Below are 22,955 nucleotides of genomic sequence, written 5' to 3'. Positions count from 1 at the left end.
GAAAGTTAAAAGTTTATTCGGCATTATTTACAAATACAGGTAATCTAATCATTAACTCCTTTTGCCTTAAAAACGATGTTATTAATCGTAAATAACCTCCGTTTTTAACGGAGGCTTTGATTTTCAGATTAACCCCAAATGGGCTACACGCTAAAGGCTAACCGTGATATACCTGATATTTCACATACCTTTTTATCATCTCTTCATCCAAACCAACTGCGCTGATAAAGCATCCTCTTGACCAAAAGTGATTGCTTCAATAGGGCTGTTCTTTTGAGTTTTGAACCCATCTTAAACATCTTAATCGTTATTTCCCCTTTTAACGTCCCCATAAAATCCGAAACTGAAAGTTTTGGCGGAATTGAGCAGACAAAATGAACATGATCCTTTTAGATATTGATCTCAGAACCCAATACATCTTTCCAACTGCATTTTTTTTTGCAAATCATGCTCGACTAACAATTTCACCATACCTTCTAAAATTAGAAACCGAAACTTTGGCCTGAATTCCATGTAATCTACACATTTATAGCACATCTATTAACTTCTATATTTACTCATCTTTAAAAAGTTTTAGATAAGCAAAGCTAAATATTGTCAAAACCTTTAACCCTCCCCTCAAAGACGGTGTTTTTTAAACAGAAATAAACCACTATCGTTCGAAAATCATTCTAATATGAAGCTTAAACCATCATTACCTGGCTTTCTACAATGTTCTAGATATTCATTTACCATTTAATCAGAATACTACCTGTACTCCAACAACCATAACCTATACCCCATAAATGACAAATTCAGTAATGTTTATGTGGTTCAGGAAACTCTTGTAATCTCCTTGAGCTTCTACCTTTTATCCTTTTTTACCAAAAAAATCACTGAAAATAAAGGGCGGTATTCAACATATATAGATTTTTGAAACCAATAAGTAATAAGTCCTACTTAATATATAAACGAAAATCTAACCCTAAAAGCAAATTTTCTGAACATATATTATAGCGTTTGACACACGACTTCTTAATATATTTTCCTTTTCTATAAGCCAATAAAAGTTTAACCATCAATGATTTAACAAAAAACAATTATACTACATAGATTAATACCTTCTGTAATGAATAATTGCTTATTAATTGAAATCTAGGACTATCGAATCTCCAACTCTCCCTTCATAATATATACTAACCCTTGTAGGTCTTGGAGAATTCTGTCCCACCCAAGAAGGAAACATTGAATAATCATAAGTCAATGGGAGAGTTAACATTGTTTGATCCGAATTTATTGACACATAATTATCTAAAAATTGATAAACATTACCGTTTGCAGGAATCCTTACTCCTGCAACTAAATTTTCTCCTGTTAAAATCAAAGTATCATTGTAATTATAAGCTTGTTGATTTGCAGAGTTTATTTTTGGTGCATTTTCTTTTAACACGTCAATATCATAAGATGTTTCAGCCTTTATTTGTCCATTGACTTTAAATCTTAATTTATAATTAACTGCTGTTTGGACATTTTCATTTATATGGAAATAAAAATTAGTCGTAGGAACTCCATTATCATCCCAAGTTTCAATATCGAAAACATCTAAAATATAGCTATTTAAATCATTCTCAATATAAAGTTGATAATTTTGACTCTGTAAATCTAAATAAGTCACTCTACCAAATAAAAACGCTCTAACGTAGCATTTCTGAATCGCCGTACTAATTTTTCTTTTCAAAATATTAACAGTATAAACATTACTTGTCCCATCCTGAGCTGTTACTAGATACTCAACAGGCTCATTAAAATCCTGATAATCATTTGAATTAGGAGAAATTACTGCTTTTTCTGATATTTTAATAATTGGAGAAACATTCGAAACATCCTTATGGGTTTCTACGTCTATAGTCAAACTTTCATGATTAATATTTCCTATGAAACTTTCATTATCAATATTTAGTTCAAAATTTAATATCTTTTTCTCGCTGGAAAACGGTGTATTACTCGTTACAACTGTGTAATTTGATTTTTGTCCATTTTCAGCCGTAACTATATAATTCACAGCTTCATTAAAATTTTGAGCTATCGATCCTAAAGGTGATATTGTAGCTTTCTCTGATATTTCAATGGTGGGTATGATTGATGTTAATGCTTCTAAACCTAATGTCTGAATTCTAATTTCTTTTGAAACATCATTTATGACTCCATTATAAGTAACATCATGAACATCTATTTTAAATGAAAGTATCTTGTTTTCAGAACTTAAAATTGGTAAATCATCGTCTTTTGAGCAATTTACAAATATAATACTTAGAATTAAAATTAAAAACGTATTCCTTTTCATCTTATTTAGTTTTAATTATGCACAACATTTTAGCTAACAAATGTTATTGTTATTTTGCCAAATGTAATTAAAATTTATTGATTTTAAGTATCAGATACTTCTCCACAAAAAAATTACTATCAATGATTAATTATACAACACGTTAACTACTTACTTTTCCAACATCCTTTTGATAAATCAATATACTACACTTCCTTCAAAACATAAATGAAGAGTATCTTGAATTTCTTCATGTTATATAATATTAAAGTAGGTAACCTACAATTCTGGCAATAAAACCTTCAATAAATCTATAATAGAATCCCATTAATTATATTTTCCCATAAAAATCAACATTAAATCGCAATTCACACACAACTTTTGTACTCGCCCCCTCTGAATGAAGTAAATCTTATAGGGTTGACAAAAAAAGCCCTAGTATATACTAGGGCTTTTTTTGGGTGGAAGACCGGGTTCGAACCGGCGACCTCTGGAACCACAATCCAGCGCTCTAACCAACTGAGCTACAACCACCATTTGTTTTGCGAGTGCAAATATATAACCTTTTTACAATTCCACCAAACATTTTTTTAAATTAATTTACCTAAATTTTCAACGGCCACATAACGTTCTGACGTAAAGCCTTCTGCATATTCCACTCCTATAAGTCTTCCTAAATCTCTAGCTCTATAATCTATACTATCCGTAAAATTTTTACTGGTAATAGGAGTTTCCGGTTCCTTACTATTCGGATCAAAAAACTGTGAAGAATACGCCATTACGGAAGCTATTTTTTTATCCATATAACCCGTTATATCCACTACAAAGTCAGGTTCTATGTTTTTCCATTGAATATAATGATACACTTGCTTAGGCCTCCATTTCTCTTGCACTTGTCCATCAACCTCTGTTTCTATTTTTAGTAATCCACTTAAAAAGCAAGCATCAGACACTAATTGACTTCCTTTAGGGTGATCAATGTGTCGATCATCAATTGCATTACACAACACTATTTCCGGTTGGTATTTACGAATCATTTTAATGATCTCCATTTGATGTTCTTTATCATTTGTAAAAAAGCCATCTGCAAATCCTAAATTTTCTCGTACACTAACTCCTAAAATTTCTGCTGCGTTCATTGCTTCTTTATCTCGCAACTCTGCTGAACCTCTCGTTCCTAATTCTCCTCTGGTTAAATCAACGATTCCTACCTTTTTTCCTAATGCAATTTCTTTGGCTATGGTAGCACTACACCCTAATTCCACATCATCAGGATGTGCTCCAAAAGCTAATATATCAAGTTTCATGTCTTTATATTTATTGTTTTTCAATCGTCACATGTAACCTTTGATGTTCAAAATAATCATTCTGCTGTGTGTTCATAATTATTTTGAACATGTCGGTTTCATTTTCTGTTATTTTTAAGGCCATACAGCCTTTTAATTTTATCGTATTGTTTTCTTTAAAGCTTGTTCAATATCTTCTATTAAATCTTTTGTTTCTTCTATTCCTACTGAAAACCGAATCAACCCGTCTTTTATGCCTTGCTTTTCTCTTTCTTCTCCAGATAGTAAAGCGTGTGAAGTTTGTGTTGGACTCAACATAGTACTTTCAACTCCTGCTAAACTCATAGACGGTTTTATTAAGGACAAATTACGTTGAAAAGTCATGGCATCAATTCCTTCTGCTAATTCAAAAGATAACATTCCTCCAAAATAGTTCATTTGAGATTTAGCCAATACGTAGTTTTCATGCGATTTTAGTCCCGGATAATACACACGAGCAACATGTTGATGTTTCTCTAAATATTTTGCCATTTTTAAGGCATTTTTACTTTGACGTTTTACTCGTAAGTTCATCGTTTTTAAACTCCGTTCTAACATCCAAACGGTAAAATCGCTTAAACTACCTCCTAAGTTTTTAGCTAAATTCCATACTTGTTTTATATGACTTTCTGAAGCGGCTACTGCTCCTGCAAGAATATCAGAATGCCCACCCATATACTTTGTTGCAGAATGTATCATAATATCAATTCCGAAATCAATCGGGGTTTGATTAATAGGAGATGCGAAGGTATTATCAATCATCGTAATCACATTATGTGCTTTAGCTAAATTAGCTACCGCTTGCATATCTACTATTTTCAATAAAGGGTTTGACGGAGTTTCAATAAAAATAACTTTTGTATTTGGCTTCATCGCTTTTTGAAAATCTTCTATAGCCAAACTGTTTGTAAAAGAATACTCTATACCTAATTTTTGAAATTCTTCTACTACAAAATTATAAGTTCCACCATATAATGTTTCTTGCAATACTACATGATCTCCTTTTTGCAAAAAAGCCAATAATGTGGTGCTAATAGCCGCCATACCCGAACCAAATATTAGAGCTGATTCTGTTTTTTCCAAGGCAGCTATTTTTCTGCATAAAGCTTCTTGATTGGGTGTATTAAAATAGCGAGGATACCTTTTTACATCCACATTATCAAATTGGTACGAAGTTGACATATACAAAGGCGAAACAGCTCCTTTGAACTGCTCGTCTTTTATTTCTCCTACATGAGTGCAAATGGTATTAATTCCTAATTGGTTTTTAGTATTCATGGGTAGTTAAAGGTTTTTAAAATCTGTCATAAAAACTTCTTTTCAGAACTTTTATAGCTAATTTACAAAAACTACTTTACACCTTAACTGTTTTCCATTTTCCTTTTTTAAACAACCAAATTCCAATAATCGCTATGAGAACCTCCGCTACAGTAATTGCCCAAAATACACCTTTGGGTCCAAAGTCTAACACTATAGCCATTACATAAGCAAAAGGCAATTGAAATAACCAAAAACAAACAAAATTAATCAATGTTGGTGTTTTGGTATCTCCGGAACCATTGAATGATTGAATGACCACCATTCCGTAAGCATAAGCTATATATCCTGCTGCCATAACTTGCAAGCATAAGGCACCATTGGTAATCACCTCTTCACTATTAGAAAACCAACCTAAAAATGTAGGGGCAAATATGATATAGATTACCGATACCGATCCCATAAAATAAGCGCAATATTTACTGGTAATCCATACTGATTTTTCAGCGCGTTCCGGTTGTTTAGCTCCTAAATTCTGGCCTACTAAAGTTGCCGCAGCATTGCTCATTCCCCAAGCAGGCATTAGAGTAAATAACATAATACGTATGGCAATGGTATATCCTGCTAAAACCTCGCTTCCGAATTCTGACATAATTCGCATTAAAAACACCCAACTTGAAGTACCAATAATAAATTGCCCGATACCTCCTAAGGATACTTTTATAATTTCGAAAATAAGCGCCACCTGTAATTTTAAACTTTGTAAGGCTATTTTTATCTTTCCAGAACCAAAAAACAGTACCAATAATTGTATCACCACTGCTACTCCTCTACCTGTGGTTGTCGCTATGGCAGCTCCTTCAACTCCATACGCAGGAACAGGACCTAATCCGAAAATAAAAATAGGGTCTAAAATAATATTCAATCCATTGGAAACAATTAAGGTCCACATAGCAATAGAAGCATTTCCGGCTCCTCTAAAAATAGCATTAATTAAAAATAAAAGCATTACCGTTATATTACCTCCCAGTAATATTCTGGTATAACCATATCCTTCTTCAATTAATTTAGGCTCGCCTCCCATTAACTCCAGTATTTCTCTTGGATAGAGAATTCCTATTATACTTATGACCACAGAAATAAGTATTCCTAAAAAAATAACCTGAACTGCGGTTTCACTTGCCTTCTTAGGGTCTTTCTCTCCTATTCTTCTGGCAACCATTGCTGTTGCTGCCATACTTAACCCTATAGCTACCGCATATACCAATGTTAATACTGATTCTGTAAGTCCAACAGTAGCTACTGCATTTACACTTACTCTTGATACATAGACAATATCTACCAAGGCAAAGATAGATTCCATTAACATTTCCAAAATCATAGGAATGGAAAGCATGAAAACTGCTTTTTTAATACTTCCTTGTGTAAAATCTTCTTGTTTTCCTAGTATAGCGTCTTTAAAAAGTGTGAATATATTTTCTTTTGAAGTTTGATTGTTATCAGTCATTATTGTTAAAATTTTATATAAAGAATAATTGACCTTAGTATTAAGGTCTTAGATTTTAAAACAGGTCTGTGGGTAAACTTAAACAATCATAATGCTGCAAATATGCAAAAAATTAACGAAAAGCTATTAAATAAAATCAATATCTTCGCTATTATGATTAGAGTTGTTATTATTGGTGGTGGAAATGTTGCTAATCACCTCATTCAAGCTTTTTTACATTCTAAAACTGTTCAGTTATTACAAGTGTATGCCAGAAATACGGAACAAGTTGCACTATTTAGCCATCAAATTTCTATTATAAATAACTTGACTTTTTTAGAAGAAGCAGACGTATATATTATTGCTGTTTCTGATAATGCTATTAGTGATGTTTCTTCTAAAATACATACATCTGGCCTTGTGGTACATACTTCCGGAAGTGCTTCAATGGCTTCTTTAAAAAATAAAGGAAGAAAAGGAATTTTTTACATGTTACAGAGTTTCTCAAAAAACAAAAAAGTAAATTTTGATGAAATTCCGTTTTGTCTGGAAGCTGAAAATTCAGAAGATGTAAAACTTCTTGAACAATTGTCATTAGCTATTGGGAAAAAAGTGTATCACATAAATTCTGAACAACGCAGGTGTTTACATGTGGCTGCTGTTTTTGTAAATAACTTTACCAATCATTTATATGCTATTGGGAATGATATTTGTGATCAACACCATGTTCCTTTTGAAATATTACATCCGTTAATAAAAGAAACAGCGTTAAAAATACAAGAGTTATCTCCTAAAGAAGCTCAAACCGGACCGGCCAAAAGAAGAGATACTGAAACCATAAAAAATCATTTAGATTTATTAACTACAAAACAACAAGAAATATATAAATTACTAACAGATTCAATTATACATGGAGAAAAGTTATAAAGAAATACTTCCGCAAATAGATACTTTAATTTTTGATGTTGATGGAGTGTTGACTAATGGAATGATTACCATTATGCCTAACGGAGAACTTATTAGAAACATGAATATAAAAGATGGTTTTGCTTTAAAAGCGGCTGTAAATGCAGGTTATCGTGTTTGTATTATTTCAGGAGGTACCAATGAGGGGGTTAGAACTCGTTTGGCCAACTTAGGGATTTCTGATATTTACTTAGGAGCTCATAATAAAATGGAGCAGTTTAATGAATTGGTTGAAAAGTATAATTTAACTCCTGAAAATGTGCTTTATATGGGTGATGATTTACCCGATTATCCTGTTATGAAAGTAGTGGGTATGCCATGCAGTCCAAATGACGGAGCAAGAGAAATTCAACAAATTGCTAAATACATTTCAGACAAAAAAGGCGGTGAAGGCTGTGTTAGAGATATTATTGAACAGGTTATGAGAGTTCAGAAAAAATGGAATGATAATTTTGACGCACAGTATGACTAAACCTATTAATTAATTATCTTTTAAATATCAATGAGTGGGCTTAAAGAATACATTGGTAATATATGTTATTTAAAAGAAGAAACATTTAATAAGTTAAAAAAGTGTTTCCATCCTCTTGAATTAAAGAAAAATGAGTTCTTTGTTCGAGAAGGAGAATATGCTCGACAAATTGGTTTTCTTGAGAATGGGATTGTTCGAGCATATTTTCTTAATCAAGCAGGAAAAGAATATAATAAACAATTTTTTGTTGGTCCTTCCATAATAGGCGCATATACTTCCTTACTTACTAAACAACCTAATAAAATAGCTCAACAAGCACTTAGCAACTGTACTATTTTAACAGCTGAATATTCTGAAATCGAAAAACTGTATGAAAGCAATCAGGAAATTGAGCGTTTAGGTAGAAAAATTGCTGAATATTATTTTTTAGAAAAAGAACAGAAAGAAATTGAAATGGCTCTCCTCGATGCAGATAAAAGGTATTTAATAATGAAAGAGCGGTTTCCTGGATTAGAATCAATTATTCCTCAATACTATATAGCTTCTTATCTTGGTATTTCAAGAACTCAATTAAGTAGAATTAGAAAAAAACTTCTTCACTTGTAATTAATTCTATTTACATATGTAATTGAAATGCTCGTAACGGTTCTTCAAATTTGTAGTGAAATTAAAACTACAATTATGAATATTTTAATCGCAATTTCTTCAGGTTCATTAGGCTTTTTTTTAGGTACACAACTAACAGAGGCTCTACTTATGGTTCCGTATTGGAAAAATCTCACTTCAAATGATTTTTTTCAACTTCATGAAACTTATGGTAATAAAATATATCGTTTTTTCGCTCCTATAACCATTATAGCTACCATAATTCCTTTAGTCACAGCTATACTCATTATTCAATCCTCCAATACCTTCCAGTGGACTGCATTAATCATGGGGACATGCACTTTAGGCTTTTTTATAACATATTTTGTGTATTTTAAACGTGCTAACAAAAATTTTGCTAATAGAAGTATCCATGATAATGAACTCCCTTACGCTTTAAAAAAATGGGAGTATTGGCATTGGACTCGAATTAGTCTGGAATCAATTGCCTTTTTATGTTCTTTGTTTTTGTTAATAAAGAATTAAATTTGAATTTTAATTAATGATATCAGATTGGTACGAAATCTGCTAATACTATATAAATAACAAAAATTATACGATAACATATGAAAAAATTAGTTTTTACTTTACTACTTACAGGTATTGCCTTTAATATGAATGCTCAATCTATTTTTGGAAAATGGGAAAACAGAGACGAAGCAACTAATAAAGTAGACAGCGTTATTGAGGTTTATGAAAAAGATGGAAAAGCGTATGCTAAAATAGTAGAAATTACCGATAAAGATCGTCAAAATGCAGTATGCGATAAATGTAACGGAAAGCGTAAAAATAAAGCTATTTTGGGAATGGATATTTTATCGGGGTTAGAAAAAGATGGTGATGAATGGAGTGGTGGAAAAATTCTGGATCCTAAAAACGGAAAAGAATACAAATGTTATATTAAATTAGAAAATGATTCTAAGTTAAAAATACGCGGATATATTGGTTTTTCTTTGCTTGGAAGAACAGCTTACTGGTATAAAAAAGATTAATAAACTAATATAAAAAATAAAAAAGCCGATACTCAATGTTAGTATCGGCTTTTTTATTACATATCTTTCAGTAAATGTGGAAATTTCCTTTTAAATCTATTCAATCTGGGAATTGATACTTTTTGTACATATGGATTTTCAGGATGCAAACGTTCATAATTTTGATGATATTCTTCAGCCTTATAAAACTTCGTAAATTTTACGACTTCTGTGGCTATTTTTCCATTATATACTTCTTTATTTAATTTTTCTATCGTGTGTTCAATAATTTCTTTTTCTTTTGCATTCTGATAAAACGCTATGGATCTGTATTGTGTTCCATAATCAGGGTATTGACCGTTTACTGTTGTAGGGTCTTGTGACCCGAAAAAAACATCAACCAATGTTTGAAAACTTACTACATCCGGATTGTAATAAACCGCTACAGCCTCGGCATGCCCTGTACTTCCCGAACCTACCTTCTGGTATGTTGGATTACTTGAATGTCCTCCTGCATATCCTGAAACGGCTTCTTTAACTCCTTTTACACTTTCAAAAACAGCCTCTACACACCAAAAACAGCCGCTTGCAAAATAAGCTACTGCTTGTTTTTGATTTGTTTTCTCTACCACTCTTTCTTTCTTAGGTTTAAGAGTAAAACCCGATAAAACTAGTACGAATACTAATGACGTTGTAATTTTTAACATTCTCATAAATTATTAATTATTCTAATAATTTAGCGATGCCTGTTTTTATAATTTCTATATTTTGATGTTCATTAGGTACATTGGCATTTTTTTGTAATTGAACCATATCTCTTAGCATGTTAATACCTACCTTATCAAAATTATATTGCTTATACTGTAACCCTTTAGCCACGATGTCATCAACTAAATTATTAATTGCTTTTGAATTATTACTCTTGGCAATTTTATCGTATGCCTTTTTATATAATGTTTGTATTTGTTTATTTTGACTCAAAAACATGCCTGACATTACATTACTTGCAATAAAATTTAATTCATCGTCATCATTTTCTTCTAAATAAATTCGTGTTAAAGGAGTTGCTATTATTTTTTTAACTTCTAAGGGTAGTGTTTTTGATTTTTGAACCGCTTGTTGCTTATCTACATAATACATCCCTACTAATGATTTTCCAAGAACAGCGTACGACTTGCTTTGTAATCCTTTTTCAAAAACAGGTTTTAATTCCGGATCCGTTAATTTTCCTAAGGTTTCAATAGCCCCCGCTTGTACCAATGTTTTAGGGTCGTTCATAGCTATCTTTTGTATTTTAGCTATTACGCTTTTTTTAGCATATTTATTAATCAAATCAATATGTTCAAGGGCTAACATTCTGATTTTATAAAAATCGTCATCTAAAGCTTCTGCCATGGCTTCAAAAGCCTCTCTCTCTTCTTGTTTTTTTGCTACTTCTAATAAAGCTTCGCGTTTATGAACAAAATTTTCAGCATGTTTTAGTTGATAAATATAATCGCTCAACACTTTATTTTCACGAATATCACATAACAAAACCCCATCGGCATTCACCTGAACTAAGTTTGGTTGTGTTGTAAACGGTAAAATAAATGATGCGTCTTTTCCTTCAATAAAAACATGATGACGTGTTTTTTTATTTCCTTCAAAAACATCAATAGCTAAAGGAAATTTAAATTCGTTTGCTTGTGTTTGAATGATATTTACAGTAACCGTTTTTCTTAATTTATTATAGTCATAAGAAATATCCAATTTAGGGTGCCCGCTATTAAAATACCATTGGTTAAAAAACCAATTTAAATCTTTTCCGCTTACTTTTTCAAAAGCCAATCGTAATTGATGCGCTTCACCAGTTCCGTATTTATTATCTGACAAATACGTGTGTAATCCTTCAAAAAACGCTTCGTTTCCCAAGTAATTTCTTAGCATATGTAAAATAGCTCCTCCTTTATTATAGCTAACAGCATCAAACATATCTTCTTTATCTTCATAATAAAAACGTACTAAATGTTTATCATAATTTTGTCCGTTTTTATAAGCTTCAACTTCTTCAAAAAGATGCGCATCTGCTTCATTTTTTCCATATTTATGCTCTGTCCATAAGTATTCGCTATAATTAGCAAAACTTTCATTTACCGTTAAATTACTCCAACTTTCCGCAGTTACTAAATCACCAAACCAATGATGAAAAGCTTCATGTGCTATGGTGTTTTCATGGGTGTTTTCATCTATTAACTGCCCCGGCATTTGATAGGCATGTTCTCCATGAATCACTGCCGTTGTATTTTCCATAGCGCCGCTTACATAATCTCTACCAACTATTTGCGAATATTTATTCCAAGGATAGTCAATTCCTGTAATTTTTGAAAAGAAAGCTAACATTTCCGGAGTGTTTCCAAAAATATCTTTTGCATACGGAGCATATTTTTTTTCTACATAATAATCTACCGGAATATTTTTATAGGTATCTTTAATTACCTCGTACTCTCCTACTCCCATAAAAAACAAATATGGCGCATGTTTTTGTGTAAAATTCCAATAATCGGTTCTTGTTCCGTCTGCATTTTTCTTTTGGTTTTCCAATTTTCCATTAGAAAGCGTTACATATTTATTAGGAACCGTTATATAAATTTCTTGTGAGGTTTTTTGATTTGGCGCATCAATGGTAGGAAACCAACAGCTACTAGCTTCTGTTTCACCCTGTGTCCATATTTGCATTGGTTTATCTTTATCTAATCCTGTTGAATTAATAAAGTATAATCCTTTAGCTGAAGTTATAGCGGCACTTCCTTTTTGTTTTACTTTTTCCGGACGAGCAGTATATTTTATATAGATGGTAAACTCCTCATTTCTTTTATAACTACGTGGTAAATCAATAGTCAATTTAAAATCATCATAATTATATGCCAATGGTTTATCATTCATAGTTACTTTATGAATCAGCATTGCTTTAGCATCTAACATAACTTTATCGGTTTCATAAAAATGGGGTTTTAGTGTTACCCACTCTTCACCATGCATTTCTTTATCCTGAAAGTTAAAGTCAACTTTTAATTTTGTATGTATTAAGTTATGTACTTTTTCTCTTTCGGCTTTATACACTTGTTGAGCCTGAATAAAAGAATAATTTAAGGTTAAAAAACACAGTAAAACAATAGCTTTAAAAAACTTCATAAATCTCTTCGTTATTTTTTATTATATGTAAACATCAAAGATAAGAAAATAAGGTGTTTGGCTTGTTAATGAGCCGTTAAAAGGAACTCTTGTAAACGGACAACAAAGCCGCTACATTTTAATTATTTACTGATTAACAACTTTTTAACAATAAAAAACAGTAACTATTGAAAAACATCGTTTTAAGAATAGAACCTATCCTAAATCTTTTAATTGTTTCTTTTTCAAAAATTATTGCAGCCTTTATCTAACTAAAGTAGGTAAAGAGTGCTTTTCTATATATTTCGTTATTATAATTTTAATTACCTTCGTAACTGATTCTTAAATTAAAATATTCTTATGAAATTGAAATGTATTATTGTTTTTGTTTTTGGTATTCTATTTACAAACCAAATTCTGGCACAAGAGCATGCTAACATTCTTCTAGAAAAAGCATTGGTAAAAGCACAAAAAGAACATAAAAATGTATTTATTAAATATGGTGCTTCTTGGTGTACTTGGTGCAAAAAGATGGATAAACAAATGAAAAGCGACGCTTGTAAAGATTTATTTGATAAAGAGTATGTTACTGTTAATCTTACTGTAAAGGAATCAAAAAATAACAAACATCTTGAAAATCCCGGCGCAAATGAGCTATTAAAAAAACAAAACGGCGATACTGCCGGGTTACCTTTTTGGGTTATTCTTGATGCTAATGGAAATTTAATTGAAAAGTCATTTAACTCAAAAGGAGAAAATTTAGGTTGCCCTGCTACCAGAGAAGAAATTCATGAGTTTATTTCAAAATTAAAAAACACCTCAAATTTATCTCAAGCAGAACTTGACGCTATTACTCTTGAGTTTAAAAGAAGATAAATAAAAGCAATCATCTTTCATTTGTATTTACATACTTAATGGTATTTTTGCTGCATGAAAACAATAAGCAGTACTCAAAATTCATACATCAAAGAGCTTCTTAAGCTTCAAGAAAAATCAAGAGAGCGCAAAAAAAACGGATTATTCTTAATTGAAGGAAAACGTGAGATAAGCTTGGCTTTAAAAGGAGGATATGAAATAGATACGCTTTTATTTGAACCTTCTCTTTTTACTGAAGAACAAATTACTGAGTTTGGTATATCCCCCTCAATAAGTATAGAAATTACTAAAGATGTTTATCAAAAGTTAGCTTACAGAGATTCTACTGAAGGGGTTATTGCAGTTGTTAAAACGAAAGATTTTAACCTTAAGCAGGTTACTTTTTCAACAACTACTCCATTGGTATTGGTATTAGAAGGTATTGAAAAACCCGGAAATATAGGTGCCATGCTACGTACAGCTGATGCTGCTTGTTTAGATGCTGTTTTTATTGCCAATCCTAAAACAGATCTGTTTAATCCTAATATTGTACGATCTAGTGTAGGTTGTCTATTTACAAATACTATTGCTGTAGGTACTTCAGAAGAAATTTGTTCTTTTTTAGAATCACAGAACATTAATATATATAGTGCTACTCTTCAAAATTCAAATGAGTACCATAAAAATGATTATACAAAAGCTACTGCCTTAGTAGTAGGTACTGAAGCCACAGGTTTAACTCAAATTTGGAGAGATAGAGCTACCCAAAACATAAATATTCCTATGCAAGGAGAAATAGATTCTATGAATGTTTCTGTTGCTGCCGCTATATTAACTTTTGAAGCAAAACGCCAACGAGATTTTAAACTCTAAATGAGATTTCTAATTCATTATTTTTTGCATTTCGGTGCTCCTTTTTTTATTGCTTTTTTCTTTTTTAATAAAGAATGGAAAAAGGTATATCTTATTTTTTTAGGTACTATGCTTATCGATTTAGATCATTTATTAGCTACACCTATTTTTCAATCCAATCGATGTAGTATTCAGTTTCACCCGCTTCATACCTATTATGCTGTTATACTTTATTTAATACTCCTCTTTTTTAAAAAACCTTATCGCCTCATAAGTTTAGGGTTGCTTTTTCATATCTTTACAGACTATGTAGATTGTTTACTTATGTAAAAAATATGAAAAACGAAATATGCAACGTATCTAAAGAAAACTATGTAGAAATAGTTGAGCTATGGGAAGCCTCTGTAAGAGCAACTCATCATTTTTTAAAAGAAGAAGATATTCTTTATTTTAAACCTCTTATTTTAAATGAATACCTAGATGCTGTTGAACTTCGTTGTATTAAAAATAACAATCAACAAATTGTAGGTTTTTCAGGAATTCATGAAAACAGTTTAGAAATGCTTTTTATCCATCCTGACTATCGTGGTCAAAAAATTGGGAAAAAGCTACTAACCTATGCCTTTGAAAACTTTTCTGTTCATAAAGTAGATGTTAACGAGCAAAATGAGCAAGCAATTGGGTTTTATCAACATTACGGTTTCAAAACTATAAGCAGATCTGAATTGGACGGGACCGGAAAACCTTATCCTATTTTACATATGGAATTAGTAAAAAGCTAGTTTTTACGGTAAATGAAAGACAGTACTGTTCATATAAAATTTCATAACCAACAATACCCTAAATCTGAGTTTGACATTCTTGATTTAAATGAACTGTTTACTCGTAAAAATCTTGAAACATCTTTTACACAACTTCAAACGGTAGAATTTTATATGATTATACTTATTCAGGAAGGAACCGGTATGCATACTATAGATTTTACTCAATACAATTATGAAAAAGGAACTCTTTTTACCATTCGAAAAGACCAAATTCATAAATTCCACATTAACAATTCTGTACAAGGTAACCTACTATTATTTACCGATAACTTTCTCGTTTCTTACCTAGAAAAAGTAGAAAATTATAAAACCCTACAGTTATTTAATGAGCTCTTAGGGGAGCCTAAAATTCAATTAACTTTAAAAGAACTTCATGAAATTAACGAAAGTATTGAACGAATTAACTCAGAATACTTTACCATAAAAGATGATTATTCTTTAAGTATTATAAGAAGCGAATTACACATTTTAATTACCAAATTATATAGAATAAAATCAAAAAGTAATCAAGTAATACACAGTAAGAAATATTTGAATGAGTTTATCATATTTCAAGAAATGGTTGAAAAAAACATATCCAAGCATACTAAAGTAAGTTATTACGCTTCTAAAATGAATATTTCTACCAAAACTCTTAATACCATTACTCAAAGTATTATTAATCAATCTGCCAAGGTATTTATTGATGATATACACATAAAACAAATAAAACGATTACTACTCAACACACATTCTCCAATAAAAGAAATAGCCTATTTAACCGGTTTTGAAGAAACTTCAAACTTTTACAAATACTTTAAACGTCATACCACTCTTACACCTGAGCAATTCAGAGACAAAAACCATTAACTTTCCCATTTTTACAGTTTAAAGTTTTATTTATATAATTTTTATAAGAACAAAGCTTTCCATTTTTGTATCCGATTTATTCATCTTATAAACTTATACAAAATGAAGTCAATTAAACTATTGTTTTTATTAGTAATAACAACAAGTTGCAGTAATTTAAAAAATTCAAATTTTAAAATTAACACTAAAACAAAAATGGAAACTACAAATTTAAAACCGTTAGCTGAAAAAGCACAAGAATCTTTTTTCAATACCCATAATAAAGAAGGTATTTTAACCTATTTTTCTGAAAATTACATTCAGCACAATCCTCATGTACCTACGGGTATAGCGCCTGTTTTAAACTTTCTCCCTTTATTAAAACAAGCAGGAACAACCAGTAAAACGCATCGTATGTTACAAGACGGTAACTTTATAGTAATGCATAACACTTATGATAACGCTCAGGCTTTTGGTGCTAAAGAAGTGGTTACTTTTGATGTTTGGCGTATAGATAATAACAAAATAGCTGAGCATTGGGATGCCGTTACCCCGTTAGTACAACAAACGGTTAGCGGAAGAAGTCAGTTTGACGGACCTACAGAGATTACCGACTTAGATAAAACTGATGAAAACAAAGCGATTGTTAAAAATTTTGTAAACGATGTTCTATTTGGTGTAAACCCTGCTAAAATTACCGATTATATAAACTCTGATAAATACCATCAACATAACACTAGTATTGGTGACGGATTAGAAGGTTTAAATAAAGCTATTAACTATTTGGTTTCTCAAAATGATATGTTTGTTTACAAAAAAGTTCATAAGGTATTAGGGGAAGGAAATTTTGTATTGACCATGAGTGAAGGTGAATGGCATGGAAAACCGCATGCTTTTTACGATTTATTTAGATTAGAAAACAGTAAAATTGTTGAACATTGGGATGTAATTCAGGAAATACCTGAACAAATGGCACATACCAACGGTATGTTTTAACCACATATTATGTTAACTAAAAATAGTCAGGTTACTATACAGTAATCTGGCTTTTTAAAAAGACATTAATAAACCAATACTTCCCAAAAATAAGCATAAAGGAGAATAGTAACGAGTATCATTTACAGCAAATGGTGTATTTTTTATTTTTTTGAAAAAGCCTACGTATTTAAAATCACCCAATGCTCTCAACATAAAAATAACACTAAAAATCATAACTGTATACTTGATTACATTTTTGCTTATAAATGTAACCTCTATAAAATTACTTCCTTCAGCATACAATAAAGAGCAACCTAACATAACAATAGCTACTATAACAGTAGCCAACCATCCGGGTTCAAATACTTTTTTTTCATTTTCTACAGAAGGAATCACACTTTTAATTCCCCATTTACCTCCAAAAGCCCAATAAAAGTGAATTAATGAAATAAACAGTAAGATAATTGCACCTATCAATCCTAAAAAATTAACCATAGTTTGTCCTTTTTAATGTAAGTTTGTTACGTCAAATTTAAGAACAACACATGACAACTTTATTGATAAATATCAAAGAATTACTTCAAGTAAGAGATACTTCTATAAAAAAAGTAGCAGGTAATGATATGAAAACAGTGCCTACTATTAAAAATGCTTATTTATTACTTAATAACGATATAATTGCAGGATATGGTGAAATGAAAAATGCCCCTTCTACTGCAGATAAAATTATAGATTGTACCGGTAAAATGATTCTGCCATCTTGGTGTGACTCACATACCCACATAGTATATGCCGGTAACAGAGAGCAAGAGTTTGTTGATCGTATTAACGGATTAACCTATGAAGAAATTGCTAATAACGGAGGTGGTATTCTTAACTCAGCTAAAAAACTACAAGCAACTTCAGAAGAAGAATTATATCAACAATCTGCTAAACGACTAGAAGAAATTATCGCCTTAGGTACCGGAGCCGTTGAAATTAAATCAGGTTACGGATTAACAGTTGAAGCGGAATTAAAAATATTGCGAGTTATACAACGTTTAAAAGAGAATTATAACCTACCTATAAAAGCAACGTTCTTAGGAGCTCATGCTTTTCCTGCTGAATATAAAAACAACAAAGAAGGGTATATTAATTTAATTATTAATGAAATGCTTCCTAAAGTGGCTAGTGAAAATTTAGCTGATTTTGTAGATGCTTTTTGTGAAACAGGTTACTTCTCAGTTGAAGACACAGACAAGATTTTAACTGCTGCTCAACAATACGGACTAATTCCTAAAGTTCATGTAAATCAGTTTACAACCATTGGTGGCGTACAGGTGAGTGTTAAACACAATGCTTTGTCTGTTGATCATCTTGAAGTAATGAATAAAGAAGATATTGAAGCGTTAAAGAACTCCGATACAATGCCGGTTGCTCTTCCTTCTTGTTCTTACTTTTTAAGTATTCCGTATACTCCGGCCCGAGATATTATAAATGCCGGATTACCTTTAGCTTTAGCTACAGATTTTAACCCAGGGTCTACTCCATCCGGTAACATGAATTTTGTAGTAGCTACCGCTTGTATTAAAATGAAAATGACTCCTGAAGAAGCTATTAATTCTGCCACAATTAACGGAGCTTATGCCATGAATCTATCTGATGAAGTAGGAAGTATTACCCTTGGTAAAAAAGCCAACTTTATTCTTACCAAAGAAATACCTTCTTACGGTTTTATTCCTTATAGTTTTGGCTCTAACTTAATAGATTCCGTTTTCATTAATGGACAACAGGTTTAATTTGTGTATCGTCAATTTTCATAGCTTATGTTAACAATTTTTAATCAAGACACTATTAACGATTTTACCAACACACGTGAAGGTGAAATTAAACTGGGAGAATGTGTTGCTGTACTTAACTCGAAAAAACCGTTAAAAGATGAGCTTGAAAAATCTTCAGCTACTTTTGTCATTCTTGGAGTTCCGGAAGATATTGGAGTACGTATGAATGGTGGTAATGGCGGAGCTCATACGGGTTTTATTCCTGCACTAAAAGCTTTTTTAAACACGCAACAAAATCAATTTATAAAAGGTGACAGCATTTTAGTTCTTGGCTATTTAGATTGTTTAGATGATGTGGTAGATTTTGATAGTACAGACAAGGAAAAAGGTGATTTATTAGTAAAAGCAATAGATACGGAACTTTCTACTCTAATTCAATTACTAATTGAATGTGGAAAAACTCCCATAATTATTGGCGGTGGGCATAATAATGCTTACGGAAATATTAAAGGACTTTCATTAGCTAAAAAATCTCTTGTTAACGCTATTAATTTAGATGCTCATACAGATTTACGTCGTTTAGAAGAACGTCATAGTGGTAACGGTTTTTCGTATGCTTTAGCAGAAGGGTATTTAGACAAATACTTTATGTTTGGTTTACACGAGAACTACACTCCTCAATATATATTTGAAAAAATTCATAACAGCATGAATTTAGAATATACAACATTTGAAGAGTTAGAAGTATACAATGTAACTACTTTTAAAAATGAATTACAACGTGCTGAAAGTTTTATTACCAATACTCCTTTTGGTATTGAAATAGATTTAGATTGTATTCAATATTTTCCTAGTAGTGCTATGACTCCAAGTGGTTTTACACCTCAACAAGCACGTCAGTTTGTGTATAATTTAGCTAAAAACAGTCATTCAGCTTACCTGCATATATGTGAAGGTGCACCAATAGTAAAAAATGAACCTACAACTGCTATTCAGGTAGGTAAATTTATTAGCTATTTAATAGCTGATTTTATAAAAGCAAAGGAAAGCCAATAAAAGCTTTCCTTTATTATTTCTATGAGAATAAAAACATACATTATAGTAATTGGTATATTGTTTATAAATTTTAAGATGCTGGGGCAGGAATCTGTTTTTTATACTACAGATAACAATAACAGCTATGAAATTAAAAAATTTGGGTTAACAGTATATAATCTAAACTTTATAAAAAACAATGAATATTTTAATTTCATTGCAGATGGTTACACTTTACTAGGCACTCAGTTACATCCTGAGTTTATTTATAATAATAGTAAAAATACTCAGTTTAAAGCCGGAGTATTTTTATTAAAAAACTTTGGTGAAAATAAAATAGATTATGCAATTCCTACCTTTAGCTTTAAGTATAAACTAAATAATCACCATTTTACCATTGGTAATATTTTTGCCGGAAACAACCACGGAACTATTGAACCTATACTTGCCAGTGAAAAAATTCTTAGTAACCAAGTTATTGAAACAGGTTTACAATATAAATACAACTCTCACAGGTTTAATTTAGAGGTATGGCTTGACTGGGAAAACTATATTAGAAAAAATGATGATTTTAAAGAAGTGTTTACCGTAGGAATTTCAGGTAGTATAAAAGCTACTCAAAACTTATCATTTCCTGTTCAACTTTTAACCCGTCATAAAGGTGGGCAAATTAACAAAAAGCTTCGTGATTCAGAAAATATTACAGATATATACAACATTCATACTATAGCCTTTGGTTCTGAGTATGTAATAGGAAAAAACACAACTCACCAATTAAAGCTAAGTTATTTCTTTTTAGCTCACACAACAGATGCTCCGTTAAGTGAATATCCTTTTACCAAAGGAAATGCCAGCTATATAAAAGCTACTTACAAACTAAATAATTTTCATGGTATGATTGCTTATTATACAGCTAATAAGTTTATTACTGCAAAAGGAAATGAAATGTTTAGCTCCTACTCTCTTAAAACAAATAATAATTATTGGAACGGTGTTTTAGACAATCGATATGTAAATCATACAGAACCTAACAGAACATTGCTTTTTGGTAAGTTTTTTTATGAAAAAACCTTGGCTAAAAATATTTGTTTCGGAGCTCAAGTTGAAGGTTTTCTTCAGTTAAATGAATCTATAGATAGGGTTGTTACTCAAGAAAACAAGAAAAACAACTTTGATTACTCTTATGGTATTTACATACGTTTTAATGATGTTTTCAACTTTTAATCAATCCAATTTTTAAAATCTTTTACACGCTCTCTACTTACTATAATTTCTGACTCTTCGTAAGTATGTAATTTCAATTGTAATCGGGAATTGGTATAAGAAACAATATCTTTTATAGCATTAATGTGCACAATAAAAGTTCTGTTAACTCTAAAAAACTGTTCCGGATCTAATTGTTCTTCCCAGTACTCTAAAGAATTATCAATTAAATAACTTCTGTTACCATTAGTATGAATATAAGTAGCTTTATTTTCTGAATAAAAACACTCTATTTCATCAGTGTGTATAATTTTTATATGCTGCCCTACTTTTATCGTAAATCGCTTTTTATACTTTCTATCAATAGGATTAATTAACAACTTTCGAATGTCATCAATATTAACCTGTAAATCCGTTTTTTGAGGTTGTTGTTCTTTAAATTTTTCAACAGCAACCTTTAACTCATCTTCATCAATAGGTTTTAATAAGTAGTCTATAGAGTTTAATTTAAACGCTTTTAAGGCATACTCATCATAAGCGGTTGTAAAAATTATGGCAGATTTTACCGGTACTTCTTCAAAAATTTCAAAAGACAACCCGTCTGACAACTGAATGTCTAAAAAAATTAAATCCGGATGCTCATTTTGCTGAAACCAATTAATTGCTTCTTCAACCGAATGCAACATTTGAGTAATGTTTAAATTAAAAACAGCTAACATTCTTTGTAATCTTCTTGCTGCCGGCTTTTCATCTTCTATAATAACTACTTTCATTATATAATAAATCCTTTACTATCTTTTTTTACTGTTTATTACTCTCTTTTTTTTATTTTTCCATAAACTCTTTAATCTTTCGCTCCTCCCAGTTTTTCCCCATAAAAAAATCAAATCCAAAAACCCGAAAAGTATGAAAAACGATTCCTATACCCCAAAAAATCCAAAGAGAAAATGTGTTAAAATCTAACAAAGCTTCTTCAAAAGTTTCGCCACCATTCATATTTCTTACTATTTTCTTAATTGAAATAAATAAGTTAACTGCAATATAAACAGCTAAGTGTATATAGTATCTTTTTATCTCATCAACTCTTTTTTTAGCTCTAAGATACTTTTGTTCTTGATTAAAATTTTCTGTTTCCATTATAGTACATTTTATCTTTATCCATATATTCTTTAATTTTTCGCTCTTCCCATTCTTTATTGAGAACTACAGAAGTACCGAAAACTCCTAACCAATGGAAAAACAACCCTATTCCCCAAAAAAGCCATGTTGAATACACACCAAAGTTTTGAATAGCATTAAAAAACGTTTCTTTACCTTCAGACATGATTCCTACAACAATAATAGCTGATAAAAAAACATTGACAACAACATACGATACTGCATGCCAATAAAAACCTTTTATCTTTTCTACCCTTTTTTTGGCCAAAAGGTATTTATGCTCTTTTAAATATGCTTTTTCCATGTTTATTTGTCTTTATTTAAAAGTTCTTCAATTTTTTGATCTTCCCATTTTTTCCCTAAACCAATTATTTCTGTACCAAAAACACCAATCCAGTGAAAAAAAGTAGCTAATACAATTCCTACTACAGCAAACCAAAACCAATGATATTGCGGTGAAAATTTTAAGTTAACAACTACAATAATGATGATTGAAATCACATTTATCAATGCATGGATATAAAACGCCTTTATTTGTTTAACTCTTTTTTTGGCTTCTAAATATTTCTTTTCTTGTGTGTACTCTTTTTCCATTTTTCTTATTTTTCGTCTAAATATTGTTTAATTTTTCGCTCTTCCCAATCTCTTCCTAAGCCTAGTTTATCTGCTCCGTAAACACTAAACCAATGAAAGAAAAGTCCTACGCTCATTCCTATAATAGGATACCAAAACCAATAAAATTCAGGAACAAACTTAATATTGATAAAAATTAAAAAAGGAATTATTAAAACGGTAACTATTACGTGTATATAAAATCCTTTTATTTTTTCTACTCTCTTTTTAGCTCTTGCGTATCTGTATTCGGTTAAATGATCTCTGTCCATTGTC

General features: G+C 30.9%; 27 protein-coding genes and 1 tRNA gene. 14 read left to right on the top strand and 14 right to left on the bottom strand.

Annotated elements, in window-relative coordinates; genetic code table 11:
• Positions 1-203: 203 nt before the first annotated feature.
• The 6 genes from ACQY1Q_RS01975 to ACQY1Q_RS01950 form a co-directional block, all read right to left on the bottom strand.
• Positions 204-332: a hypothetical protein gene (locus ACQY1Q_RS01975; protein WP_431003603.1), complete on the bottom strand. Its 129-nt coding sequence runs from the start codon at positions 330-332 to the stop codon at positions 204-206.
• 791 nt (positions 333-1,123) lie between these two features.
• Positions 1,124-2,323 (bottom strand): DUF5018 domain-containing protein, encoded by a 1,200-nt coding sequence (locus tag ACQY1Q_RS01970; protein ID WP_431003602.1) that lies wholly within the window; start codon positions 2,321-2,323, stop codon positions 1,124-1,126.
• Positions 2,324-2,761: 438 nt separating this feature from the next.
• A tRNA-His gene (locus ACQY1Q_RS01965) sits at positions 2,762-2,837 on the bottom strand.
• Positions 2,838-2,892: 55 nt separating this feature from the next.
• Complete coding sequence (gene bshB1 / locus ACQY1Q_RS01960) at positions 2,893-3,609, bottom strand: bacillithiol biosynthesis deacetylase BshB1 (RefSeq protein ID WP_431003601.1); 717 nt, start codon at positions 3,607-3,609, stop codon at positions 2,893-2,895.
• Between the two features lie 138 nt (positions 3,610-3,747).
• Positions 3,748-4,905, bottom strand: a complete 1,158-nt coding sequence (locus ACQY1Q_RS01955) for a trans-sulfuration enzyme family protein (protein WP_431003600.1) — start codon at positions 4,903-4,905, stop codon at positions 3,748-3,750.
• A gap of 76 nt (positions 4,906-4,981) precedes the next feature.
• Positions 4,982-6,391, bottom strand: coding sequence for an MATE family efflux transporter (locus ACQY1Q_RS01950; RefSeq protein WP_431003599.1), 1,410 nt, complete (start codon positions 6,389-6,391; stop codon positions 4,982-4,984).
• A 153-nt stretch (positions 6,392-6,544) separates the two neighbouring features.
• Here ACQY1Q_RS01950 and ACQY1Q_RS01945 point away from each other — a divergent pair, with 153 nt between their 5' ends.
• The 5 genes from ACQY1Q_RS01945 to ACQY1Q_RS01925 all read left to right on the top strand — a co-directional run bounded on the left by ACQY1Q_RS01945 (position 6,545) and on the right by ACQY1Q_RS01925 (position 9,445).
• On the top strand, positions 6,545-7,297 hold the full coding sequence (locus tag ACQY1Q_RS01945) for a Rossmann-like and DUF2520 domain-containing protein (RefSeq protein ID WP_431003714.1): 753 nt from the start codon (positions 6,545-6,547) through the stop codon (positions 7,295-7,297).
• Positions 7,281-7,808, top strand: a complete 528-nt coding sequence (locus ACQY1Q_RS01940; protein ID WP_431003598.1) for a KdsC family phosphatase — start codon at positions 7,281-7,283, stop codon at positions 7,806-7,808. The genes ACQY1Q_RS01945 and ACQY1Q_RS01940 overlap by 17 nt, the downstream gene beginning before the upstream one ends.
• A 30-nt stretch (positions 7,809-7,838) precedes the next feature.
• Positions 7,839-8,414 carry a Crp/Fnr family transcriptional regulator gene (locus ACQY1Q_RS01935; RefSeq protein WP_431003597.1) on the top strand — a complete coding sequence of 192 codons (576 nt, stop codon included), beginning with the start codon at positions 7,839-7,841 and terminating at the stop codon, positions 8,412-8,414.
• A gap of 75 nt (positions 8,415-8,489) precedes the next feature.
• Positions 8,490-8,939: a hypothetical protein gene (locus tag ACQY1Q_RS01930; RefSeq protein ID WP_431003596.1), complete on the top strand. Its 450-nt coding sequence runs from the start codon at positions 8,490-8,492 to the stop codon at positions 8,937-8,939.
• An 80-nt stretch (positions 8,940-9,019) separates the two neighbouring features.
• Complete coding sequence (locus ACQY1Q_RS01925; RefSeq protein WP_431003595.1) at positions 9,020-9,445, top strand: DUF2147 domain-containing protein; 426 nt, start codon at positions 9,020-9,022, stop codon at positions 9,443-9,445.
• A 56-nt stretch (positions 9,446-9,501) separates the two neighbouring features.
• On the opposite strand, the gene msrA is transcribed toward ACQY1Q_RS01925, so the two are convergent.
• On the bottom strand, positions 9,502-10,137 hold the full coding sequence (gene msrA / locus ACQY1Q_RS01920; RefSeq protein WP_431003594.1) for a peptide-methionine (S)-S-oxide reductase MsrA: 636 nt from the start codon (positions 10,135-10,137) through the stop codon (positions 9,502-9,504).
• A gap of 10 nt (positions 10,138-10,147) precedes the next feature.
• Complete coding sequence (locus ACQY1Q_RS01915) at positions 10,148-12,595, bottom strand: M1 family aminopeptidase (RefSeq protein WP_431003593.1); 2,448 nt, start codon at positions 12,593-12,595, stop codon at positions 10,148-10,150.
• Positions 12,596-12,934: 339 nt separating this feature from the next.
• Between ACQY1Q_RS01915 and ACQY1Q_RS01910 the strand changes: the two genes are divergently transcribed.
• The 6 genes from ACQY1Q_RS01910 to ACQY1Q_RS01885 all read left to right on the top strand — a co-directional run bounded on the left by ACQY1Q_RS01910 (position 12,935) and on the right by ACQY1Q_RS01885 (position 16,929).
• Complete coding sequence (locus tag ACQY1Q_RS01910) at positions 12,935-13,450, top strand: thioredoxin family protein (RefSeq protein ID WP_431003592.1); 516 nt, start codon at positions 12,935-12,937, stop codon at positions 13,448-13,450.
• Positions 13,451-13,504: 54 nt separating this feature from the next.
• The gene (locus ACQY1Q_RS01905; RefSeq protein ID WP_431003591.1) at positions 13,505-14,302 is read left to right on the top strand and encodes a TrmH family RNA methyltransferase; all 798 of its coding nucleotides are present in this window, start codon (positions 13,505-13,507) and stop codon (positions 14,300-14,302) included.
• Entirely contained in the window at positions 14,303-14,611 is a 309-nt protein-coding gene (locus ACQY1Q_RS01900; RefSeq protein WP_431003590.1) for a DUF6122 family protein, read from the top strand. It begins immediately after the preceding gene.
• 5 nt (positions 14,612-14,616) lie between these two features.
• The gene (locus tag ACQY1Q_RS01895; protein WP_431003589.1) at positions 14,617-15,063 is read left to right on the top strand and encodes a GNAT family N-acetyltransferase; all 447 of its coding nucleotides are present in this window, start codon (positions 14,617-14,619) and stop codon (positions 15,061-15,063) included.
• Between the two features lie 12 nt (positions 15,064-15,075).
• Positions 15,076-15,954 (top strand): AraC family transcriptional regulator, encoded by an 879-nt coding sequence (locus tag ACQY1Q_RS01890; RefSeq protein ID WP_431003588.1) that lies wholly within the window; start codon positions 15,076-15,078, stop codon positions 15,952-15,954.
• Positions 15,955-16,056: 102 nt separating this feature from the next.
• On the top strand, positions 16,057-16,929 hold the full coding sequence (locus ACQY1Q_RS01885; protein ID WP_431003587.1) for a nuclear transport factor 2 family protein: 873 nt from the start codon (positions 16,057-16,059) through the stop codon (positions 16,927-16,929).
• 54 nt (positions 16,930-16,983) lie between these two features.
• On the opposite strand, the gene ACQY1Q_RS01880 is transcribed toward ACQY1Q_RS01885, so the two are convergent.
• A complete protein-coding gene (locus ACQY1Q_RS01880; protein ID WP_431003586.1) occupies positions 16,984-17,406 on the bottom strand; it encodes a DUF3995 domain-containing protein in 423 nt (140 codons plus the stop codon).
• Positions 17,407-17,456: 50 nt separating this feature from the next.
• Between ACQY1Q_RS01880 and hutI the strand changes: the two genes are divergently transcribed.
• From hutI to ACQY1Q_RS01865, 3 genes are all read left to right on the top strand, one after another.
• A complete protein-coding gene (hutI, locus tag ACQY1Q_RS01875; RefSeq protein WP_431003585.1) occupies positions 17,457-18,689 on the top strand; it encodes an imidazolonepropionase in 1,233 nt (410 codons plus the stop codon).
• Between the two features lie 27 nt (positions 18,690-18,716).
• Positions 18,717-19,727, top strand: coding sequence for a formimidoylglutamase (locus ACQY1Q_RS01870; protein ID WP_431003584.1), 1,011 nt, complete (start codon positions 18,717-18,719; stop codon positions 19,725-19,727).
• A 75-nt stretch (positions 19,728-19,802) separates the two neighbouring features.
• Positions 19,803-20,930 carry a hypothetical protein gene (locus tag ACQY1Q_RS01865; protein ID WP_431003583.1) on the top strand — a complete coding sequence of 376 codons (1,128 nt, stop codon included), beginning with the start codon at positions 19,803-19,805 and terminating at the stop codon, positions 20,928-20,930.
• Here ACQY1Q_RS01865 and ACQY1Q_RS01860 read toward each other — a convergent pair.
• From ACQY1Q_RS01860 to ACQY1Q_RS01840, 5 genes are read right to left on the bottom strand one after another with little or no spacing between them, the layout of a single operon-like run.
• Positions 20,927-21,682 (bottom strand): LytR/AlgR family response regulator transcription factor, encoded by a 756-nt coding sequence (locus tag ACQY1Q_RS01860; RefSeq protein WP_431003582.1) that lies wholly within the window; start codon positions 21,680-21,682, stop codon positions 20,927-20,929. The genes ACQY1Q_RS01865 and ACQY1Q_RS01860 overlap by 4 nt on opposite strands.
• A 52-nt stretch (positions 21,683-21,734) precedes the next feature.
• A complete protein-coding gene (locus ACQY1Q_RS01855) occupies positions 21,735-22,046 on the bottom strand; it encodes a 2TM domain-containing protein (RefSeq protein WP_431003581.1) in 312 nt (103 codons plus the stop codon).
• Positions 22,027-22,371: a 2TM domain-containing protein gene (locus ACQY1Q_RS01850; RefSeq protein WP_431003580.1), complete on the bottom strand. Its 345-nt coding sequence runs from the start codon at positions 22,369-22,371 to the stop codon at positions 22,027-22,029. Before ACQY1Q_RS01850 ends, ACQY1Q_RS01855 begins: the two co-directional genes overlap by 20 nt.
• A gap of 2 nt (positions 22,372-22,373) precedes the next feature.
• Positions 22,374-22,661 (bottom strand): 2TM domain-containing protein, encoded by a 288-nt coding sequence (locus ACQY1Q_RS01845; RefSeq protein ID WP_431003579.1) that lies wholly within the window; start codon positions 22,659-22,661, stop codon positions 22,374-22,376.
• Between the two features lie 5 nt (positions 22,662-22,666).
• Positions 22,667-22,951 (bottom strand): 2TM domain-containing protein, encoded by a 285-nt coding sequence (locus ACQY1Q_RS01840; RefSeq protein ID WP_431003578.1) that lies wholly within the window; start codon positions 22,949-22,951, stop codon positions 22,667-22,669.
• Between the last annotated feature and the right edge of the window lie 4 nt (positions 22,952-22,955).

Origin of the sequence: Tenacibaculum sp. TC6 (genome assembly GCF_050606265.1) — a bacterium.
Classification (GTDB): Bacteria; Bacteroidota; Bacteroidia; order Flavobacteriales; family Flavobacteriaceae; genus Polaribacter.
This window is presented reverse-complemented; position numbering and strand designations above follow the sequence as displayed.

What these genes read in the sequence shown, in the direction of transcription:
- ACQY1Q_RS01975 (WP_431003603.1), bottom strand. Translation starts at nt 332, where the DNA reads ATGGGGACGTTAAAAGGGGAAATAACGATTAAGATGTTTAAGATGGGT.
- ACQY1Q_RS01970 (WP_431003602.1), bottom strand. Translation starts at nt 2,323, where the DNA reads ATGAAAAGGAATACGTTTTTAATTTTAATTCTAAGTATTATATTTGTA.
- bshB1 (WP_431003601.1), bottom strand. Translation starts at nt 3,609, where the DNA reads ATGAAACTTGATATATTAGCTTTTGGAGCACATCCTGATGATGTGGAA.
- ACQY1Q_RS01955 (WP_431003600.1), bottom strand. Translation starts at nt 4,905, where the DNA reads ATGAATACTAAAAACCAATTAGGAATTAATACCATTTGCACTCATGTA.
- ACQY1Q_RS01950 (WP_431003599.1), bottom strand. Translation starts at nt 6,391, where the DNA reads ATGACTGATAACAATCAAACTTCAAAAGAAAATATATTCACACTTTTT.
- ACQY1Q_RS01945 (WP_431003714.1), top strand. Translation starts at nt 6,545, where the DNA reads ATGATTAGAGTTGTTATTATTGGTGGTGGAAATGTTGCTAATCACCTC.
- ACQY1Q_RS01940 (WP_431003598.1), top strand. Translation starts at nt 7,281, where the DNA reads ATGGAGAAAAGTTATAAAGAAATACTTCCGCAAATAGATACTTTAATT.
- ACQY1Q_RS01935 (WP_431003597.1), top strand. Translation starts at nt 7,839, where the DNA reads ATGAGTGGGCTTAAAGAATACATTGGTAATATATGTTATTTAAAAGAA.
- ACQY1Q_RS01930 (WP_431003596.1), top strand. Translation starts at nt 8,490, where the DNA reads ATGAATATTTTAATCGCAATTTCTTCAGGTTCATTAGGCTTTTTTTTA.
- ACQY1Q_RS01925 (WP_431003595.1), top strand. Translation starts at nt 9,020, where the DNA reads ATGAAAAAATTAGTTTTTACTTTACTACTTACAGGTATTGCCTTTAAT.
- msrA (WP_431003594.1), bottom strand. Translation starts at nt 10,137, where the DNA reads ATGAGAATGTTAAAAATTACAACGTCATTAGTATTCGTACTAGTTTTA.
- ACQY1Q_RS01915 (WP_431003593.1), bottom strand. Translation starts at nt 12,595, where the DNA reads ATGAAGTTTTTTAAAGCTATTGTTTTACTGTGTTTTTTAACCTTAAAT.
- ACQY1Q_RS01910 (WP_431003592.1), top strand. Translation starts at nt 12,935, where the DNA reads ATGAAATTGAAATGTATTATTGTTTTTGTTTTTGGTATTCTATTTACA.
- ACQY1Q_RS01905 (WP_431003591.1), top strand. Translation starts at nt 13,505, where the DNA reads ATGAAAACAATAAGCAGTACTCAAAATTCATACATCAAAGAGCTTCTT.
- ACQY1Q_RS01900 (WP_431003590.1), top strand. Translation starts at nt 14,303, where the DNA reads ATGAGATTTCTAATTCATTATTTTTTGCATTTCGGTGCTCCTTTTTTT.
- ACQY1Q_RS01895 (WP_431003589.1), top strand. Translation starts at nt 14,617, where the DNA reads ATGAAAAACGAAATATGCAACGTATCTAAAGAAAACTATGTAGAAATA.
- ACQY1Q_RS01890 (WP_431003588.1), top strand. Translation starts at nt 15,076, where the DNA reads ATGAAAGACAGTACTGTTCATATAAAATTTCATAACCAACAATACCCT.
- ACQY1Q_RS01885 (WP_431003587.1), top strand. Translation starts at nt 16,057, where the DNA reads ATGAAGTCAATTAAACTATTGTTTTTATTAGTAATAACAACAAGTTGC.
- ACQY1Q_RS01880 (WP_431003586.1), bottom strand. Translation starts at nt 17,406, where the DNA reads ATGGTTAATTTTTTAGGATTGATAGGTGCAATTATCTTACTGTTTATT.
- hutI (WP_431003585.1), top strand. Translation starts at nt 17,457, where the DNA reads ATGACAACTTTATTGATAAATATCAAAGAATTACTTCAAGTAAGAGAT.
- ACQY1Q_RS01870 (WP_431003584.1), top strand. Translation starts at nt 18,717, where the DNA reads ATGTTAACAATTTTTAATCAAGACACTATTAACGATTTTACCAACACA.
- ACQY1Q_RS01865 (WP_431003583.1), top strand. Translation starts at nt 19,803, where the DNA reads ATGCTGGGGCAGGAATCTGTTTTTTATACTACAGATAACAATAACAGC.
- ACQY1Q_RS01860 (WP_431003582.1), bottom strand. Translation starts at nt 21,682, where the DNA reads ATGAAAGTAGTTATTATAGAAGATGAAAAGCCGGCAGCAAGAAGATTA.
- ACQY1Q_RS01855 (WP_431003581.1), bottom strand. Translation starts at nt 22,046, where the DNA reads ATGGAAACAGAAAATTTTAATCAAGAACAAAAGTATCTTAGAGCTAAA.
- ACQY1Q_RS01850 (WP_431003580.1), bottom strand. Translation starts at nt 22,371, where the DNA reads ATGGAAAAAGCATATTTAAAAGAGCATAAATACCTTTTGGCCAAAAAA.
- ACQY1Q_RS01845 (WP_431003579.1), bottom strand. Translation starts at nt 22,661, where the DNA reads ATGGAAAAAGAGTACACACAAGAAAAGAAATATTTAGAAGCCAAAAAA.
- ACQY1Q_RS01840 (WP_431003578.1), bottom strand. Translation starts at nt 22,951, where the DNA reads ATGGACAGAGATCATTTAACCGAATACAGATACGCAAGAGCTAAAAAG.